17 protein-coding genes are annotated in these 17,129 nt (G+C 71.7%); 11 read left to right on the top strand and 6 right to left on the bottom strand.

Annotated elements, in window-relative coordinates:
- The first annotated feature begins 22 nt into the window (after positions 1-22).
- Positions 23-946 (top strand): phosphatase PAP2 family protein, encoded by a 924-nt coding sequence (locus ACF1DX_RS03940; protein ID WP_391789640.1) that lies wholly within the window; start codon positions 23-25, stop codon positions 944-946.
- On the opposite strand, the gene ACF1DX_RS03935 is transcribed toward ACF1DX_RS03940, so the two are convergent.
- Positions 931-3,930, bottom strand: a complete 3,000-nt coding sequence (locus ACF1DX_RS03935) for a bifunctional [glutamine synthetase] adenylyltransferase/[glutamine synthetase]-adenylyl-L-tyrosine phosphorylase (protein ID WP_391789639.1) — start codon at positions 3,928-3,930, stop codon at positions 931-933. The two genes, ACF1DX_RS03940 and ACF1DX_RS03935, sit on opposite strands and share 16 nt — an antisense overlap.
- Positions 3,931-4,171: 241 nt before the next feature.
- On the opposite strand from ACF1DX_RS03935, the gene ACF1DX_RS03930 reads away from it, so the two are divergent.
- The 6 genes from ACF1DX_RS03930 (at position 4,172) to ACF1DX_RS03905 (ending at position 7,390) form a co-directional block, all read left to right on the top strand.
- On the top strand, positions 4,172-4,612 hold the full coding sequence (locus ACF1DX_RS03930; RefSeq protein ID WP_391789638.1) for a VOC family protein: 441 nt from the start codon (positions 4,172-4,174) through the stop codon (positions 4,610-4,612).
- Positions 4,613-4,642: 30 nt separating this feature from the next.
- Positions 4,643-4,894 (top strand): CopG family transcriptional regulator, encoded by a 252-nt coding sequence (locus tag ACF1DX_RS03925; protein WP_391789637.1) that lies wholly within the window; start codon positions 4,643-4,645, stop codon positions 4,892-4,894.
- On the top strand, positions 4,895-5,329 hold the full coding sequence (locus ACF1DX_RS03920; RefSeq protein ID WP_391789636.1) for a PIN domain-containing protein: 435 nt from the start codon (positions 4,895-4,897) through the stop codon (positions 5,327-5,329). It abuts the gene before it with no gap.
- A 312-nt stretch (positions 5,330-5,641) separates the two neighbouring features.
- Entirely contained in the window at positions 5,642-6,274 is a 633-nt protein-coding gene (locus ACF1DX_RS03915) for a hypothetical protein (RefSeq protein WP_391789635.1), read from the top strand.
- Between the two features lies 1 nt (position 6,275).
- Positions 6,276-6,704 (top strand): phage holin family protein, encoded by a 429-nt coding sequence (locus ACF1DX_RS03910; RefSeq protein WP_391789634.1) that lies wholly within the window; start codon positions 6,276-6,278, stop codon positions 6,702-6,704.
- Positions 6,680-7,390, top strand: a complete 711-nt coding sequence (locus ACF1DX_RS03905) for a DUF3618 domain-containing protein (protein WP_391789633.1) — start codon at positions 6,680-6,682, stop codon at positions 7,388-7,390. The genes ACF1DX_RS03910 and ACF1DX_RS03905 overlap by 25 nt, the downstream gene beginning before the upstream one ends.
- 74 nt (positions 7,391-7,464) lie before the next feature.
- On the opposite strand, the gene ACF1DX_RS03900 is transcribed toward ACF1DX_RS03905, so the two are convergent.
- The gene (locus tag ACF1DX_RS03900) at positions 7,465-7,632 is read right to left on the bottom strand and encodes a hypothetical protein (protein ID WP_158801176.1); all 168 of its coding nucleotides are present in this window, start codon (positions 7,630-7,632) and stop codon (positions 7,465-7,467) included.
- Between the two features lie 202 nt (positions 7,633-7,834).
- Positions 7,835-9,364, bottom strand: coding sequence for a polysaccharide lyase family 1 protein (locus ACF1DX_RS03895; RefSeq protein ID WP_391789632.1), 1,530 nt, complete (start codon positions 9,362-9,364; stop codon positions 7,835-7,837).
- Positions 9,365-9,661: 297 nt separating this feature from the next.
- Here ACF1DX_RS03895 and ACF1DX_RS03890 point away from each other — a divergent pair, with 297 nt between their 5' ends.
- Positions 9,662-10,219, top strand: coding sequence for a DinB family protein (locus tag ACF1DX_RS03890; RefSeq protein WP_391789631.1), 558 nt, complete (start codon positions 9,662-9,664; stop codon positions 10,217-10,219).
- An 84-nt stretch (positions 10,220-10,303) separates the two neighbouring features.
- Here the strand turns inward: ACF1DX_RS03890 and glnA are convergent, their stop codons facing one another.
- Both glnA and ACF1DX_RS03880 read right to left on the bottom strand, forming a co-directional pair.
- Positions 10,304-11,665 (bottom strand): type I glutamate--ammonia ligase, encoded by a 1,362-nt coding sequence (gene glnA / locus ACF1DX_RS03885; RefSeq protein WP_391789630.1) that lies wholly within the window; start codon positions 11,663-11,665, stop codon positions 10,304-10,306.
- 232 nt (positions 11,666-11,897) lie between these two features.
- Positions 11,898-12,341, bottom strand: coding sequence for an RrF2 family transcriptional regulator (locus tag ACF1DX_RS03880; RefSeq protein ID WP_391789629.1), 444 nt, complete (start codon positions 12,339-12,341; stop codon positions 11,898-11,900).
- A gap of 182 nt (positions 12,342-12,523) precedes the next feature.
- Here ACF1DX_RS03880 and ACF1DX_RS03875 point away from each other — a divergent pair, with 182 nt between their 5' ends.
- The 3 genes from ACF1DX_RS03875 to ACF1DX_RS03865 are packed head-to-tail and all read left to right on the top strand — an operon-like array spanning position 12,524 to position 15,616.
- On the top strand, positions 12,524-13,186 hold the full coding sequence (locus tag ACF1DX_RS03875) for a DUF3105 domain-containing protein (protein ID WP_391789628.1): 663 nt from the start codon (positions 12,524-12,526) through the stop codon (positions 13,184-13,186).
- On the top strand, positions 13,183-13,806 hold the full coding sequence (locus ACF1DX_RS03870) for a DUF305 domain-containing protein (protein ID WP_391789627.1): 624 nt from the start codon (positions 13,183-13,185) through the stop codon (positions 13,804-13,806). The genes ACF1DX_RS03875 and ACF1DX_RS03870 overlap by 4 nt, the downstream gene beginning before the upstream one ends.
- A gap of 49 nt (positions 13,807-13,855) precedes the next feature.
- On the top strand, positions 13,856-15,616 hold the full coding sequence (locus tag ACF1DX_RS03865; RefSeq protein ID WP_391789626.1) for an NAD+ synthase: 1,761 nt from the start codon (positions 13,856-13,858) through the stop codon (positions 15,614-15,616).
- 383 nt (positions 15,617-15,999) lie between these two features.
- Here ACF1DX_RS03865 and ACF1DX_RS03860 read toward each other — a convergent pair whose 3' ends face one another.
- Positions 16,000-17,046 (bottom strand): endonuclease/exonuclease/phosphatase family protein, encoded by a 1,047-nt coding sequence (locus ACF1DX_RS03860; RefSeq protein WP_391789625.1) that lies wholly within the window; start codon positions 17,044-17,046, stop codon positions 16,000-16,002.
- Positions 17,047-17,129 lie beyond the last annotated feature (83 nt).

Genomic DNA, 17,129 nt, shown 5'->3' with positions numbered 1-17,129 from the left:
CTTTTCTGGCAGACTCTGGCCCATGGGTGACACGACGGTGACAACGCTGGAAGGCCGGGAAGAGGCCGCAGTGCACCCTGTCGCGGAGAAGACGGGGCCGGTCCGCCTGCGCCGTCTGCGCGCGCCCCGCCGGCCCCGGCTGTGGTTCGAGATCCTGCTGATCGCGGTGAGTTACTGGACGTACTCGCTGATCCGCAACGCCGTGCCGGAACAGCGGGCCGAGGCGTTGCGCAACGCCGACGGGATCTGGCGCCTGGAGCAGCAACTGGGCCTCGCCGTCGAGGAGTCCGTCAACCACGCCGTGAACTCGGTGACCTGGCTCGTCGTCGGCATGAACTACTACTACGCCACCCTGCACTTCGTGGTGACGCTGGGTGTCCTGGTGTGGCTCTACCGTGGTCATCCCGGCCGGTACGCGGCGGCCCGCCTGGTCCTCTTCACCACCACCGGCATCGCCCTCGTCGGCTACTACCTGTATCCGCTCGCCCCGCCCCGGCTGATGAACGGCCAGGACTTCATCGACACCGTCCTGGTCCACCGGACGTGGGGGTCGATGGCCTCCGGCGACCTGAAGAACATGTCGAACCAGTACGCCGCGATGCCGTCGATGCACATCGGCTGGTCGGTGTGGTGCGGGCTGACGATCTTCGCGCTGGCCACCGTCCCCTGGGTGCGGGTGCTGGGCCTGGTGTACCCGGCGGCCACGCTGGTGGTCATCGTCGCCACCGCCAACCACTTCTGGCTGGACGCGGTGGGCGGCGTCCTCTGCCTGTCCTTCGGCTACGGCATCGCACTGCTCTGGTACGGACGCCGGCCGTACACCCTGCCGAGGCGGGTGCCCGAACAGCGGAGACGGGGACCGGAGCGGATCCCGGTGCCGAAGCAGGGCCAGGGCGGCGCCTCCTCAGGGAGGCCGGGCCCTGTCGGGGATCACAGCCCCCCGTAGAACAGCTCCTCCACCACGCTCCGCGCCCGCCGTGCCGTACGCCGGTACGCGTCGAGCATGTCGCCGGCGTGACCGGGGCCGTAGCCCAGGTAGCGGCCGACGGCGCCCAGTTCGCGGGGCACGGTGGGGAAGGTGTCCCCGGCCCGGCCCCGGACCAGCATCACCGCGTTGCGCACACGGGTGGCGAGCACCCAGGCCTCGTCGAGGGTGGCGGCGTCGTCCTCGGAGATCAGCCCGGCCGCGCGGGCGGCGGCCAGCGCCTGCCGCGTGCGGGTCGTGCGCAGGCCCGGCTCCCGGGCACCGTGCCGCAACTGGAGGAGCTGCACGGTCCACTCCACGTCGGACAGCCCGCCCGGTCCGAGCTTGGCGTGCAGCTTGGGATCGGCGCCGCGCGGCAGCCGCTCGGACTCCATACGGGCCTTCAGCCGCCGGATCTCGCGGACGGCCTCCTCGCCGAGCCCGGCGGCCGGATAGCGCAGCGGGTCGATCAGCTCGGTGAAGCGGCGGCCCAGGTCCTCGTCCCCGGCGACGTGCTCGGCGCGCAGCAGCGCGTGCCGCTCCCACACCAGCGACCAGCGGCGGTAGTACGCCTCGTACGACTTGAGCGTGCGCACCAGCGGGCCGGACTTGCCCTCCGGGCGCAGGTCGGCGTCGACGAGCAGGGGCGGGTCGGCGCTCGGTATCTGCAGCAGCCGGCGCATCTCGGAGACCACCTTGTTGGCAGCCTCGGCGGCCTCCCGCTCGTCCACGCCGTCGCGCGGTTCGTGCACGAACAGGACGTCCGCGTCGGAGCCGTAGCCCAGCTCGTGCCCGCCGAAGCGGCCCATGCCGATGATCGCGAACCGGGTGGGGAGGGTGTCCCCCCAGCCCTCGCGGACCACCGCGCGGAGCGTGCCGGCGAGGGTGGCGGCCGTCAGGTCGGACACCGCGCCGCCCACCAGGTCCACCAGGGCGCCCTGGTCGGCTTCGGCGGGCTGCGACTCGGTGCCGTAGGAGCCGACGATGTCGGCGGCGGACGTGCGGAACAGCTCGCGGCGGCGCACTCCGCGGGCGGCCGTGACGCCCTGGACGGCGTTGTCGGCGCGGCGGACGGCGGCGAGGATCTCCTGCTCCAGATGGGCGCGGGGCCGCGGTTCGAGCCCGCCGCCCCCGTCGCCGAGCAGCGCCACCGCCTCGGGGGCGCGCATCAGCAGGTCGGGGGCGAGCCGTCCGGCGGACAGCACGCGGGCCAGGTTCTCGGCGGCGGCGCCCTCGTCGCGCAGCAGCCGCAGGTACCAGGGCGTCTTGCCGAGCGCGTCGGAGACCTTGCGGAAGGTGAGCAGACCGGCGTCCGGGTCGGCGGAGTCCGCGAACCAGCCGAGCAGCACCGGCAGCAGGGTGCGCTGGATGGCGGCCTTGCGGGTGACACCGGACGCCAGCGCCTCCAGGTGGCGCAGCGCGGCGGCCGGATCGGCGTACCCGAGCGCGATCAGCCGCTCCCGCGCGGCCTCGGCGCTGAGCCGGGCCTCGCCGGGGGCGAGCGCGGCGACGGCGTCGAGCAGCGGCCGGTAGAACAGCTTCTCGTGCAGCCGCCGTACGACGGAGGCGTGCCGCTTCCACTCCCGGGTCAGGGTGGCGACCGGGTCGGTGCGCAGGTCGAGGGAGCGGCCCAGGCGGCGCAGGTCGGCCTCGTCCTCGGGGACGAGGTGGGTGCGGCGCAGCCGGTGGAGCTGGATGCGGTGCTCCATGGAGCGCAGGAAGCGGTAGGCGTCGTCGAGCTGGGCGGCGTCCGCGCGGCCGACGTAGCCGCCGGCGGCGAGGGCCTTCAGCGCGTCGAGGGTGGTGCCGCTGCGCAGCGAGGCGTCGGAGCGGCCGTGCACCAGCTGGAGCAGCTGCACCGCGAACTCGACGTCCCTGAGGCCTCCCGGGCCCAGCTTGAGCTGCCGGTCGACCTCGGCGGCGGGGATGTTCTCCACCACCCGGCGGCGCATCTTCTGCACGTCGGCGACGAAGTTCTCCCGCTCGGCGGCCCCCCACACCAGCGGCTGGAGCGCGGCGACGTACTCCTCGCCGAGCGCGAGGTCACCGGCGACCGGGCGGGCCTTGAGCAGCGCCTGGAACTCCCAGGTCTTGGCCCAGCGCTGGTAGTAGGCGAGGTGGGAGGCGAGGGTGCGCACCAGTGGCCCGTTGCGGCCCTCGGGGCGGAGGTTGGCGTCGACGGGCCAGATGGAGCCCTCGACGGTGGTCTCGGAGCAGATCCGCATCAGGTGCGCGGCGAGCCGGGTCGCGGCGCGCAGCGCCTTGTCCTCGTCGGCCCCGTCCACCGCCTCGCCGACGAAGACGACGTCGACGTCGGAGACGTAGTTCAGCTCGTGTCCCCCGCACTTGCCCAGCGCGATCACCGCGAGCCGGCACAGCGCGGCGTCCTCGGGCGCGGCGGCCCGGGCGAGGGCGAGGGCGGCGCGCAGGGTGGCGGTGGCGAGGTCGGCGAGCTCGGCGGCGGTCTGGGCGACCTCGATGGTGCCGCAGACGTCACGGGCGGCGATGGACAGCAGGCAGCGCCGGTAGGCGACGCGCAGCGAGACCGGGTCGCCGGCCCCGGCGAGGCCCCGCTCGAACTCCTCGACGCCCGGGTGCAGGTCGCGCGGCTCGTAGGTGACCAGGGCCTGCCAGTCGCTCGGGTGCCGGGCCAGGTGGTCGGCGAGCGCCTCGGACGCGCCGAGCACCCCGAGCAGCCGGTCCCGCAGCGGCTTGGCGGCTATCAGCGTGTCCAGCAGTTCCTGACGGGCGACGGGCCCGTCCTGCGCCTCCAGCAGCCGCACCAGACCCCGCAGCGCGAGGTCGGGGTCGGCGGTGGCGCCGAGGGCGTCCAGCAGCACGGGGTCGTTGCGCACGAGCGCGAGTCCGGCGCTGTCGAGCAGCCGCTCCGCTGCGGACGGATCGGTGAAGCCGTGCCGCAGCAGCCGCGTGAAGGTACTGCTCCTGCGCCCCGGCGCCGACGTCATCCCCGGCCTCCCTCGTGCCTCGTGGCTGTGCCTGCCGCACATGCCCCGGATCAGGGTCGTACGGCCATGAGCCTATCCGGAGTACGGGGCCCCGGCCCGGGACGCGGTGAGACATGCCACTGTCGGCATTTCGGTGGCGCGACGGACGGTTTTCGGATTCGGTGGGGGCAGCCGTCCGGCCGGACCGGGTGACGGTCCGGGCGATGCGCAGCCGATACGCCGACGAAGGAGTCGCTGTTCCATGGACATGACCCTCGAAGTGATCCCGCTCCCGGTGAGCGACATCGACCGCGCCAGGGACTTCTACCGGGACAAGGTCGGCTTCCACGTCGACATCGACCAGGAGGTCATGCCGGGCATGCGCATCGTGCAGCTCACCCCGCCCGGCTCCGGCTGCTCGATCGCCCTGGGCAACAGCATCTGGGAGATGACCCCGGGGCCCGCCCCGGCCCCCGGCTCCTACCGGGGGCTCCAGCTCTGCGTCGCCGACATCGGGGCGGCCCACGCGGAACTGACCGCCCGCGGCCTGGACGTCTCCGAACCGGTCCGGTACGCCGACGCCGACGGCGCCACCTTCATGTACTTCACGGACCCGGACGGCAACGGCTGGGCGGTCCAGGAGTACCGGCGGCGGGCGACGGAGCCGCTGCACAAGGTGCTGGGGGGTCCGGCGGAGGGGTAGGGCAACGTATGGCGGGAGTACCAAACCGCCATGAGCCTCAAGCGAACGACGGTCTACCTCGAGGAAGACGATCTCCACGACCTCAAGGACACGGCCGCGCGGAGAGGGATCAGCGAAGCCGAACTGATTCGTGAGGGCGTCCGCCTCGCCATCGCCCGCAATCGTGTCTGGGACGAGCCCGCGGGGCTTCCCGTCCTCGACAGCGGCGACCCCACCTTCGCGGAGCGAGGTGACGAGATACTGGGCGAGACGGGCTTCGGTCGCTGGAGCGAGGCCTCATAAGTGATCGTCATCGCCGACACGTCGGGGGTCATCGCCTCCCTCGATCACAGTTGCCCCGAGCACAAGACCGCCCGTCACGTGATGGACACGGCCGGCCTTCTGGTGATCCCCCAACTCGTCCTCGCCGAACTGGACCACCTGTTGAGCCGCCGGTTCAACAAGGATGCCGCAGGGCAGGTCATGGACTCACTCGTGGCGCAGGCCAGGACGGGGCGCTACGTCTTCGGTGACGCGCACGCCGATCTCCTCTCGGACGCCAGGCACGTTCAGCGCAGGTACCGGGAACTCGCACTCGGCCTGACCGACTCGGTGATCGCGGTCATGGCCCGCGCGTACGCGACGGACGCCGTGCTCACGCTCGACCGGAAGGACTTCCGCGCCATCCGCCCACTCACCGCACACCCGGCGTTCCGGCTCCTGCCCGACGATCTGTAGCGTCCCCGCACGCCCCTCGGCCACCGTCGTCCGCGCCGACGACGGTGCGCCTCGGAGCCGTGCCCGCACGGTACGGCTCGCTCATCGAGCAGGCGCGGTGGGAGCGGGCGGCGAACCGCTCCGTCACACTCGCCCCACTGCATGACACGACACGGCGCGGCACAGGTTTCCCTCATGGCGTGTCAAACCGTCACAAATGGCCACTCGGGCCGGGACGGACGGCCACGTGTGCGGTCCGGAACGCGAGTTCCGGCCCACACCGGGTCACCGGGCACGGGCCGTACGCACACATCCGATGAGGGGAAGTCGCCGATGAGTGAGTCCGTACGAACCGGATCCGGGAGCACCGGAGACAAGGTCAAGGCAGAGACCTCCGCGACGGCCGGTCAGGCCAGGCAGGCCGCCGGTCAGGTGGCGGGGACCGCGGCGGAACAGGCCCGGACCGTCGTGGACGAGGCGCGGCAGCAGGCCGGTACGGTCATCGAGGACCTGCGCGGCCGCGCCATGGAGGAGGCGGACGGGCAGACCAGGCGGGCGGCCGGCACGCTGCGGCAGTGGGCGAACGACTTCTCGAGCCTGGCCGCGCACGCCGAGCACGACTCGCCCGCCCGCAGCATGGCGGCCCGCGCGGGCGACAAGGGAATGCGGGCGGCCGACTATCTGGAGCGGCAGGGGGTCGAAGGCATCGCCGCCGACCTCCAGGGCTTCGCCCGGCGCCGTCCCGGCGCCTTCCTCGGCGGCGCGCTGCTGGCCGGACTGGCCGTCGGCCGCCTGGCGAAGGTGGCGCAGACGGCCTCCCGGGCCGACGGGAACGGGCAGCGGCGGGTCACCGCGGCCCCGGCCTCCGAGGCCCTGCCGGTCGCTCCCCCGCCGGGGACCGCACCGCCCGCGCCGTCCACTCCGCCGAGCCTCGGCACGCCGGGCCGCCCGTTCCCGGAGGCGTGAGATGGCCACGATGTCACCGCTGTCCCGGGCCCGCTCGGCCGAGCCGTACGAAGGGGAGCGGTCCGCGGGTGAGCTGCTGTCACAGGTGACCTCCGACCTCCAGGTCCTCTTCCGTCAGGAGGTGGAGCTGGCCAAGGCCGAGGTCAAGGAGGAGGGCACCAAGGCGGGCAAGGCGGCCGGGATGTACGGCGGCGCCGGCTTCGCCGGCTACATGGTCCTGCTGTTCCTGTCGCTGGCGGCCATGTTCGGTCTGGCCAACGTGATGGACGACGGCTGGGCCGCGCTGATCATCGCCGCGCTGTGGGCCGTCGCCGCGGCCGTGCTGTACCAGAAGGGCCGCGCGCAGATGCGCACCGTCTCGCCGAAGCCCGAGCGCACCGTCCAGACCCTGAAGGAGGACGCGGAATGGGCACGTCACCCGACCAAATGAGGGCCGAGATAGCGGCCACCCGCAACCAGCTGTCCGCGGACGTGGACCGGCTCGCCGACCGGGCCAGCCCGCGCCGCATGGCCCGCCGCCGCAAGGCGAGGATGCGCCGCACGGTCTCGGGCGTCCGTGACCGCGTCATGGGCACCGCCTCGTACACGGCGCACGGTGTGGCCGACACCGCCCGGTCGGCGGCCGGCTCGGTGCAGTCGGCGGCGGGCTCGGCGGCCGGTTCGGTGCAGGAGGGCACCGAACGCGCGGCCGACTCGGCGCGCGAGGTCGCCGGTCAGGCGGGAGAGGCCATCCAGCAGACACCCGAGATGGCCCGCCGCCAGACGCAGGGCAACCCGCTGGCCGCCGGCCTGGTCGCCTTCGGCGTCGGCCTGCTGGCCGCCTCGATGGTGCCCGCCTCCGAGAAGGAGCAGCAGAAGGCGTCCGAGCTGATGGAGCGCGGCGCCGAGGCGCTGGAGCCGGTGAAGCAGGCCGCCACCGAGTCCGCGCAGCACCTGAAGGAAGGCGCCAAGGAGGTCACGCAGAGCGCGGCCGCGGAGGTGAAGGACACCGCGCAACAGGCGGCCCGCACCACCCAGGACGAGGCCCGCGACCAGACCGGCCAGGTCACCGACCAGGCCAAGGAATCCGGCCGCAGCCTCAAGGACGAGGCCGGCCGCCGCTCCGGACCCGGGTGAGCGACGCGGCGGCCCTGCCTCCGGCGCCCGCACGGGTACGGAGGCAGGGACCCGGCCGTCCGGCCGTCCGGCCGTCAGCCGCTCTCCGGCTGGAAGTCGTGCGCGCTTCCGCAGTTGTCGCTCACGGTCACTGGCACCCCCAGCACCTTCGACAGGTACTCCCCCGTCGCCAGGGCGACCGGCCAGGCCTTGTCCCAGTGGGGATCGTCCGGGGGTGCGATCTCTATCGTGATCCCGGCCATGGCTCCTCCTCGTTCCCGCTCGCTCGGTCAACCGCAATGTAGGACACGGCACTGACATCGGACGCCGGGGAATGTCACTCGTCGGCGTGTTCCGAAGCCCGTTCGCCCCGTCCCGCCCTCACGGCGGGGCGTGAGCCCGCTTCGTGACGCGTCACGCCGGCCGGGGCCCGGGGGCCGCCGCGAGGACGGCCCCCGGTACGTGTCAGCTCGCGTACGTCTCGAATTCGGCGATCCGCGGGGTGCCCGAGGCGCTGGTGATCTCGAAGGTGATCTTCTTCAGGGAGGTCGCGGAGAAGCCGATGACGCCCGCTCCGCTGCCGGAGGCCAGGACCGCGCCCGTGTCGTGGTTGAGGACGCGGTAGGAGCCGATGGCGCCCGAACCCGACGCCTCACGGATGTTGATCTTGGAGACCGTGGTGGCCGAGCCCCACTTGACCGAGACGGAGCCGGTCGAACCGGACGGCGACCAGTACGTGCTCGTGCTGCCGTCGACGACGTTGCCGTAGCTCGTCCCGGAGGCCTTGGAGGAGCCGTCGGCACCCGCGCCGATGCTGAGGTTGGTGCCGGCGGGCGGGTCAGTGGGGTCCGGGTCCGTCGGGTCGGGATCGGTCGGGTCCGGGCTCTGCGGGGTGCAGCTGCCGTCGGAGACCTTCAGGCCCTTGTTGGCGCCCGCCGTCTGGCTCACCACGCTCGGTACGCAGGTGGCCGCGTCGAGGGTGTACGCGTACGGGATGCCGACCGAGGTGTTCGACGTCGGGTTCGGGCCGGCCGGGTTGTTGTCGCCCTCCCGCTCGGACCAGGTCACGTTGTCGAAGACGTTGCCGCTGACCTGCCAGTAGCCGGCGGCGTCGGTGTAGAAGGTGCCGAGGACGTCCTTGGAGTCCTCGAAGTAGTTGTTGTCCACCTTGGCGCGGGCGCCGGCCCGGGAGTTGATCCCGGACTCGTTCAAGTTCTTGTAGTGGTTGTTGTAGATGTGGGAGATGCCGCCACGCAGCAGGGGCGTACGGGAGTCGATGTTCTCGTACAGGTTGTGGTGGAACGTGACATACCCGTTCGAGGTGTCGCTCTCGCTGGAGCCGATCAGGCCGCCGCGGCCGGAGTTGCGCAGGGTGCTGTAGGACAGCGTCACGTACTGGGTGTTGTCCTTCATGTCGAAGAGGCCGTCGTAGCCCTCCGACTCGCCGCCGGACGCCTCCAGCGTGACGTGGTCGACCCAGACGTTGCGGACATCGCTTTCCATGCCGATGGCGTCGCCGCCGTTCGACGTGGGCGAGCCGGACTTCTTGACGTTCCGCACCGTCACGTTCTGGATGATGATGTTGCTGGACTCCCGGATGTGGATGCCCAGTTGGTCGAAGACGGCGCCGTTGCCGACCCCGACGATCGTGACGTTGCTGATCTGCTTGAGCTCGATGACGCCGGCGGCGGTGTTGCAGCTGCTGCCGGACACCTTGGCGGTGTTGCCGTGGTTGATGGTGCCCTCGACCTGGATGGTGATCGGGGTCGAGCTGCTGGCCCGGCCGCACAGGGCCTGGTGGATCGCGGTGCCGGTGGTGGCGCGGACCGTCTGGCCGCCCGCGCCGCCGGTGGTCCCGCCGTTCTGGGTCGCGTAACCGGTGACACCGCCGGTCGCGGCGGAGGCCGTGGAGCTGGACAGGGCCACACCGGTCGCTGCCGCGAGGGCTCCCGTGGCCAGTACGGCGGAGAGCCGTACGGCGACTGATCGTCTCATTCTCGTCTCGCCTTTCGTACTCCGAGTTGCGCCGGACTGAATGTCATGAGCATGACAGTAAGGCCGATGAGAGGGGGGCAGGGTGAGCCGGGCCCATCGGCGGGAAAGCGCTTTCTTTTGGTCTGCCGTTGACAGTAGGGGCACGCCCGAGGGGCTGGCAAGGTTCCGCACAGTTACGGAATACAACCTTCCGATTTCATACGGCCCGCCGCCTCCGGGCGTTCTAGGACAGGATCTGACCTCAATGGCTCCTAGCGTGGTCCTCGACCGACGGAAGAACCCCGGAAGGCGGAGATCATGACCGTGAACGAACCGGCCACCCAGGAACCGGCCGGAGCCCCGGCCCCCACCGGCGAGCGCGCCGACCTGCTGGAGACGCTCGCCAAGCACCGGCACTTCCTGCGCTTCACCACCCGTGACCTCACCGACGAACAGGCCGGGCTGCGGACCACGAGCAGCGAGCTCTGCCTGGGCGGCCTGATCAAGCACGTCACCGCCGTCGAACGGAACTGGGTGGACTTCATCCTGAACGGCCCTTCGGTGATGGGGGACTTCACCGCCATGACCGAGGCCGACTGGGCCCGGCGGGCCGACGAGTTCCGGATGCTGCCCGGCGAGACGCTGGCCGGTGTGCTGGCCGAGTACGCCGACGTGGCCGCCCGGACCGACGACCTGGTCGCGGCCCTGCCCGACCTCGACGCCGCATGGCCCCTGCCGAAGGCCCCGTGGTTCGAGTCCGACGCGCGGTGGTCGGCCCGCAGGACGCTGATGCACGTCATCGCCGAGACCGCCCAGCACGCCGGCCACGCCGACATCATCCGTGAGTCGCTGGACGGCTCCAAGAGCATGGGCTGACCGCCGGGGCGCAGGCGGAGGGGGCCGGCGGTGGAACCGACGGCCCCCTCGCTCGATCGGCGGGAAATTCGCTCCGACCCGCGCTTACAGCACCGGCAGGTTCTTGCGCAGCTCGAAGGCGGTGACCTCGGAGCGGTACTCCTCCCACTCCTGGCGCTTGTTGCGCAGGAAGAAGTCGAAGACGTGCTCGCCGAGGGTCTCGGCGACCAGGTCGCTGCGCTCCATCAGGGTCAGGGCCTCGCCCAGGTTCTGCGGCAGGGGCTCGATGCCCAGCGCGCGGCGTTCCGCGTCGGACAGGGCCCACACGTCGTCCTCGGCGCCCGGCGGGAGCTCGTAACCCTCCTCGATGCCCTTCAGGCCGGCGGCCAGCAGGACGGCGTAGGTCAGGTACGGGTTGGCGCCGGAGTCGATGGAGCGGACCTCCACGCGCGCCGAGCCGGTCTTGCCGGGCTTGTACATGGGCACGCGGACCAGCGCCGAGCGGTTGTTGTGGCCCCAGCAGATGTACGACGGGGCCTCGCCGCCGGCGCCGGCCGTGCGCTCCGTGCCGCCCCAGATGCGCTTGTAGGAGTTGACCCACTGGTTGGTGACCGCCGAGACCTCCGCCGCGTGCCGCAGCAGGCCCGCGATGAAGGAGCGGCCGACCTTGGAGAGCTGGTACTCCGAACCGGACTCGTAGAACGCGTTGCGGTCGCCCTCGAAGAGGGAGAGGTGGGTGTGCATCCCGGAGCCGGGGTACTCGGAGAAGGGCTTCGGCATGAAGGTCGCCTGGACGCCCTGTTCCAGGGCCACCTGCTTCATGACCAGGCGGAACGTCATGATGTTGTCCGCCGTGGAGAGCGCGTCCGCGTAGCGGAGGTCGATCTCCTGCTGGCCGGGGGCGCCCTCGTGGTGGGAGAACTCCACCGAGATGCCCATCGACTCCAGCATGGTGATCGCCTGGCGGCGGAAGTCCATGCCGACGTTCTGCGGGGTGTGGTCGAAGTAGCCGGAGTTGTCCGCGGGGGTCGGGCGGCTGCCGTCCAGCGGCCTGTCCTTCAGCAGGAAGAACTCGATCTCCGGGTGGGTGTAGAAGGTGAAGCCCAGGTCGGAGGTGCGGGCGAGCGCGCGCTTGAGGACGTAGCGCGGGTCGGCGAAGGACGGGGAGCCGTCCGGCATGAGGATGTCGCAGAACATGCGGGCCGTGCCGGGGGCCTCGGCGCGCCAAGGGAGGATCTGGAACGTCGACGGGTCCGGCTTGGCGATCATGTCGGACTCGTACACCCGGGCGAAGCCCTCGATGGCGGAGCCGTCGAAGCCGATCCCTTCGTCGAACGCCTGTTCGAGCTCGGCGGGGGCGACGGCCACGGACTTGAGGAAGCCCAGCACGTCGGTGAACCACAGGCGCACGAACCGGATGTCGCGCTCCTCCAACGTCCGGAGCACGAACTCCTGCTGCTTGTCCATCTTCCGCTTCCCCATCCTTGCCGGTCAGGCCGCCTGTCCGCTCCCACGCCCCCGGGAGGCGGTCGGGTGTCCCGAGCATCCCACCACACCAGCGTTTCATACGCGTTGCCGACCTTGATCGGCCGGCTTGCCGCGGCCTGAACGCCTCACACACGCCAGGTGTACCGCTCCGGAGCCCATCTTGCCCGTTCGGGCCGGCATCCGTAACGGCCGGTGGCTCGCAGCCGGTGGCTCACGGCCTCGGGGAGATGCCCAGCAGGAGGGGGCCCGTGGGGGCCGAGACGATGTCCGCCACCGTGACCGGGTCCAGCGAGGCGAAGAACGCCTCCTGGGCCCGGCGCAGGGCGCCGCGCAGCCGGCAGGCCGAGCTCAGCGGGCAGGGGGACGAGGTGGCGGTGCCCTCGCAGTCGACGACGTCGCCCTCACCCTCGAAGGCCCGCACCAGGGCACCCACCGAGGCGGTGCGGCCCTCCTCCGTGAGCGCGAGGCCGCCTCCCCTGCCGCGACGGGCCGTGAGCAGGCCCATGCGCTGGAGCTCGGCGACGACCTTCGCGGCGTGGGTGTAGGGCACGTCCATGGCTTCCGAGACGTCACGTGTCGTCGGGTTGGAGTCGCCGGCCACGGCGAGGCGCATGAGGACCCGGAGGGCCAGGTCGGTGGAGCGGAGGAGCCGCATACCATGCAGCGTAGGTAATACGTATCTGGGGTTCAAATTATCCGGGGTGGAGAATGTGTGCGGAGGGCGTGCACACGTGGGCACCGGGCCGGATTCCCGCGCCCCCTACGGCTCGCCCCACCTTCCCCATTACGATCAGTTGATCCGTTCGTCACACTCTTCCTCTCCCGAAGGGCACTCCCATGGGCTCCGCCAAGAAGAGCAGCGCGTCACGTTCGGCGCGTATAGAGGAGATGCGGCGCGCCGAGAAGGCCCGCGAGCGCCGCAACCGGCTCCTCGTCATCGCCGCCAGTGTGGTGGTCGTCGCCGGGCTCGTCGCCGGCAGTGTGGTGCTCGTCCAGTCCCAGTCGGACGACGACGGCGGCGCGGCCGCCGACTCGAAGAGCTCGGGCAAGTTCGTCACGGGTGCCGACGGTGTGCGGAAGTGGGAGGGCGAGCTGGGGCGCAACCACGTGACCAAGGCCGTGGACTACCCCGTCTCGCCCCCGGTGGGCGGTGACCACAACCCGGTGTGGATGAACTGCAACGGGGACGTCTACGCCGACGAGATCAACAACACCAATGCCGTGCACTCGCTGGAGCACGGTGCCGTGTGGGTGACGTACAACACCTCGGCCGACAAGGCGGACGTCGACGCGCTCGCGGCGAAGGTGAAGAAGACGCCGTACACGCTGATGAGTCCGGTGGACGGCCAGAAGGATCCGATCATGCTGTCCGCCTGGGGGCACCAGCGGACGGTGACCGGGGCGGAGGATCCGAACGTGGACGCGTTCTTCGAGAAGTTCGTCCAGGGGGAGCAGACGCCCGAGCCGGGGGCCGCCTGCACCAACGGGCTGTCCAAGTGAGGCAGGCCGGGCTGGTCGCGGGGGCCGCGGCCCTGGCACTGGTCGCGGCCGGGGCGATCACCTACGCGGTGGCCGGGGACGAGGGGTCCTCGGACGCGGTCCCGGTCGCGGACTCCGCGGACGCCGGGTTCGCCCGGGACATGGCCGTGCACCACCAGCAGGCCGTCGAGATGTCGTACGTCGTACGGGACCGCACGGACGACGAGGAGGTCCGGCGGCTCGCCTACGACATCGCCCAGACGCAGGCCAACCAGCGGGGCATGCTGCTGGGGTGGCTCGACCTGTGGGAACTGCCCAAGGTGTCCATGGATCCGCCCATGACCTGGATGGGGATGGGTGACGGCGCTTCCGGTAAGGACGGCGCGCTGATGCCGGGGATGGCGACCAACGCCGAGATGGAGCGGCTGGGGTCGCTGAGCGGGGAGCGGGCGGAGGTCTTCTACCTGCAACTCATGACGGACCACCACAAGGGCGGGGTGCACATGGCCCAGGCGTGTGTCCGCGCGTGCGAGGTGGGGGCCGAGAAGCGGCTCGCCCGGGGGATGGTGGAGGGGCAGGAGTCCGAGATCGCGCTGATGGCGGGGATGCTGGAGGAGCGGGGGGCGGCGGCCCGGCCGTAGCGGACGGGGCTCCGGGACATCGCGTCGTTGTGACGATTACACTGGGCCCGTGCCTCAACTACGTCTCGCCCTGAATCAGATCGACTCGAGCGTCGGCGACCTCGCCGGCAACGCCGACACGATCGTCCGCTGGACCCGGCACTCCGCCGAGCAGGGAGCGCACCTCGTGGCGTTCCCCGAGATGGCGCTGACCGGGTATCCCGTCGAGGACCTCGCCCTGCGGTCGTCCTTCGTGGAGGCCTCGCGGGCGGCGCTGCGCTCGCTGGCCGCCCGGCTCGCCGAGGAGGGGTTCGGGGAGCTTCCGGTGATCGTCGGGTACCTCGACCGCAGCGCCGTCGCCCAGCCGAAGTACGGGCAGCCGGCCGGTGCCCCGCAGAACGCGGGCGCCGTGCTGTACGGGGGTGAGGTGGTACTGAGCTACGCCAAGCACCACCTGCCGAACTACGGCGTCTTCGACGAGTTCCGCTACTTCGTGCCCGGCGACACCATGCCGGTGGTGCGGGTGCACGGGGTCGACGTCGCCCTCGCCATCTGCGAGGACCTGTGGCAGGACGGGGGGCGGGTGCCGGCGGCGCGGTCCGCGCGGGCCGGGCTGCTGCTGTCGGTCAACGCCTCGCCGTACGAGCGGGACAAGGACGACACCCGGCTGGAGCTGGTGCGCAAGCGGGCGCAGGAGGCCGGGTGCACGACCGCGTACCTCGCGATGACGGGCGGGCAGGACGAGCTGGTCTTCGACGGGGACTCGATCGTCGTGGACCGTGACGGCGGCGTCGTGACGCGTGCGCCGCAGTTCGCCGAGGCGTGCGTCGTGGTCGATCTCGAGCTGCCCCTCGCGGAGGCCGACGCGCCGACGGGAATCGTCGACGACGGGCTGCGGATCGACCGGGTCGTACTGTCGGAGGAGCCCGTGCCCGCGTACGACGCCTCGTCGTCCGGGGGGTACGCCGAGCGGCTCGACGACGACGAGGAGGTGTACTCCGCGCTGGTCGTGGGGCTGCGGGCGTACGTCGAGAAGAACGGGTTCCGGTCGGTGCTGATCGGGCTGTCCGGGGGGATCGACTCGGCGCTGGTCGCCGCTCTCGCCTGTGACGCGGTGGGCGCGGAGAACGTGTACGGCGTGTCGATGCCGTCGAAGTACTCGTCCGAGCACTCGAAGGACGACGCGGCGGAGCTGGCGCGGCGGACGGGGCTGAACTACCGGACGGTTCCGATCGAGCCGATGTTCGACGCGTACATGGGGGCGCTGGGGCTGACGGGGCTGGCGGAGGAGAACCTGCAGTCACGGCTGCGGGGGACGCTGCTGATGGCGATCTCCAATCAGGAGGGGCACATCGTGCTGGCGCCGGGGAACAAGTCGGAGCTGGCGGTGGGGTACTCGACGCTGTACGGGGACTCGGTCGGGGCGTACGGGCCGATCAAGGACGTGTACAAGACGTCGGTGTTCCGGCTGGCCCGGTGGCGTAACCGGGCGGCGGTGGAGCGGGGGCAGACGCCTCCGATCCCGGAGAACTCGATCTCGAAGCCGCCGAGCGCGGAGTTGCGGCCGGGGCAGGTGGACACGGACTCGCTGCCGGACTATCCGGTGCTGGACGCGATCCTGGCGCTGTACGTGGACCGGGACCGGGGGGCGGACGAGATCGTCGCGGCCGGGTTCGACGCGGAGCTGGTGACGAAGACGCTGCGGATGGTGGACCGGGCGGAGTACAAGCGGCGGCAGTACCCGCCGGGCACGAAGATCTCCCCGAAGGGCTTCGGCAAGGACCGCCGCCTGCCGATCACGAACGGCTGGCGCGAAGGAGTGCGCGTCTGACGCGCGTCGGCGAAGTGCCCGCGGCGCGGCGTTCGGCCCGGTGAGCAGGACGGCCCTGCGGTTGCGGCGTTCGGGCCGGTGGGGGATGCCTGCGGCGCCTGTGCGGCTTCGGTGGGGGTGTGCGTAGCGCCCCCGGCCGGTGGGTGGGTCGGGGCCGCGTCGGGGGGGGTGTCCGTCCTCGGACTGGCGCGACTGCGCTCACTGGAGGGGGCCTGGGGTGCGGACGCGCCGGCCATTGCGGGCGGCCACCCCCGCCGCCCCGTCCCCTCCCCGCCGTACGCGACTACCTGCCCTCGCCCCCGCGATCCACGGACGCGCCGGCCATTGCGGGCGGCCACCACCGCTCCCGCGATCCGCGGGCAGCCGTGCCGCATGCCCCGCGCTCACCCCGTGGTGACCCTCACACGGGCCGCTATGGGGAGGTGGTCGCTCGCCGTGGCCGGGAGGGTCCAGGAGCTTTCCGGTTCGGCGCCCTTGACCAGGATCTGGTCGATCCGCGCCATCGGGAACGACGCCGGCCAGCTGAAGCCGAAGCCGCTGCCCACGGCGCCCTGGGTGGAGCGCATCTGGGAGGTGACGGCGTTCAGGGCGCGGTCGTTCATCGTGCCGTTCAGGTCGCCGAGCAGCACGACGTTCGGCAGTGGTTCGTCGGCGATGGCCTCGCCCAGGGCGTCGGCGCTCTTGTCCCTCTGACGGGCCGTGAACCCCGCCTCCAGCTTCACGCGGACGGAGGGGAGGTGGGCGACGTAGACGGCGACCTGGCCGGTGGGGGCGGCCACCGTGGCGCGCATCGCGCGCTTCCAGCCGAGGCGGATGTCGACCGCCTTCACGTCGCTCAGGGGGTACTTGCTCCACAGGCCGACGGTGCCGACCACCTCGTGGTACGCGTACGTCGGCTCCAGCGCCCGCTCGTACGTCGGGACCTCCGACGCCTTCAGCTCCTCCAGGGCCAGCACGTCCGCGCCCGAGGCGGCCACGCCGCGGGCGGTGGCGGCCGGGTCCGGGTTGTCGGCGTTGACGTTGTGCGTGGCCACCGTGAGGTCGCCGCCCGTGGCGGTCTTGTCCGTGAGCAGGCCGCCGAAGAGGTTCAGCCAGACGGCCGCCGGCAGGATCGTCGCGATCAGCGCCGTCGCCGACTTGCGGATCAGACCGAGGACGAGCAGTACGGGGATCAGCAGGCCCACCCAGGGGAGGAAGGTGTCCACCAGGCTGCCCAGGTTGCCGATCGCGTTCGGGATGTGGCCGTGGGCCAGCATGACCAGGGCGGTCAGGACCGAGCAGGCGGCCAGGACGAAGCCGCGGCGCCAGACGCGGCGGTCACCGCGCCAGCCTCTGGTGAGGCGCTCGCGCAGGCGTCGGAGCCGGGTCGGCTGCGGTTCGGGCTCCGAACCGCCGTTGTCCGTCTCCGTCCTGTACGCCTGCTGCGCCATACCGTCGCCTCACAACCTGCCGTGCACACCGTCGCCCCCGTGTCCGTAAGACACTAGGGGATGATCGGTTCCGTTCCCGCCGC

This window comes from Streptomyces sp. NPDC014676, assembly GCF_043084105.1.
GTDB lineage: Bacteria > Actinomycetota > Actinomycetes > Streptomycetales > Streptomycetaceae > Streptomyces.
This window is presented reverse-complemented; position numbering and strand designations above follow the sequence as displayed.

Excerpts from the sequence above, each read along its gene's own strand:
- ACF1DX_RS03940 (WP_391789640.1), top strand. The coding sequence starts at position 23 with ATGGGTGACACGACGGTGACAACGCTGGAAGGCCGGGAAGAGGCCGCA.
- ACF1DX_RS03935 (WP_391789639.1), bottom strand. The coding sequence starts at position 3,930 with ATGACGTCGGCGCCGGGGCGCAGGAGCAGTACCTTCACGCGGCTGCTG.
- ACF1DX_RS03930 (WP_391789638.1), top strand. The coding sequence starts at position 4,172 with ATGGACATGACCCTCGAAGTGATCCCGCTCCCGGTGAGCGACATCGAC.
- ACF1DX_RS03925 (WP_391789637.1), top strand. The coding sequence starts at position 4,643 with ATGAGCCTCAAGCGAACGACGGTCTACCTCGAGGAAGACGATCTCCAC.
- ACF1DX_RS03915 (WP_391789635.1), top strand. The coding sequence starts at position 5,642 with ATGAGTGAGTCCGTACGAACCGGATCCGGGAGCACCGGAGACAAGGTC.
- ACF1DX_RS03910 (WP_391789634.1), top strand. The coding sequence starts at position 6,276 with ATGGCCACGATGTCACCGCTGTCCCGGGCCCGCTCGGCCGAGCCGTAC.
- ACF1DX_RS03905 (WP_391789633.1), top strand. The coding sequence starts at position 6,680 with ATGGGCACGTCACCCGACCAAATGAGGGCCGAGATAGCGGCCACCCGC.
- ACF1DX_RS03900 (WP_158801176.1), bottom strand. The coding sequence starts at position 7,632 with ATGGCCGGGATCACGATAGAGATCGCACCCCCGGACGATCCCCACTGG.
- ACF1DX_RS03895 (WP_391789632.1), bottom strand. The coding sequence starts at position 9,364 with ATGAGACGATCAGTCGCCGTACGGCTCTCCGCCGTACTGGCCACGGGA.
- ACF1DX_RS03890 (WP_391789631.1), top strand. The coding sequence starts at position 9,662 with ATGACCGTGAACGAACCGGCCACCCAGGAACCGGCCGGAGCCCCGGCC.
- glnA (WP_391789630.1), bottom strand. The coding sequence starts at position 11,665 with ATGGACAAGCAGCAGGAGTTCGTGCTCCGGACGTTGGAGGAGCGCGAC.
- ACF1DX_RS03880 (WP_391789629.1), bottom strand. The coding sequence starts at position 12,341 with ATGCGGCTCCTCCGCTCCACCGACCTGGCCCTCCGGGTCCTCATGCGC.
- ACF1DX_RS03875 (WP_391789628.1), top strand. The coding sequence starts at position 12,524 with ATGGGCTCCGCCAAGAAGAGCAGCGCGTCACGTTCGGCGCGTATAGAG.
- ACF1DX_RS03860 (WP_391789625.1), bottom strand. The coding sequence starts at position 17,046 with ATGGCGCAGCAGGCGTACAGGACGGAGACGGACAACGGCGGTTCGGAG.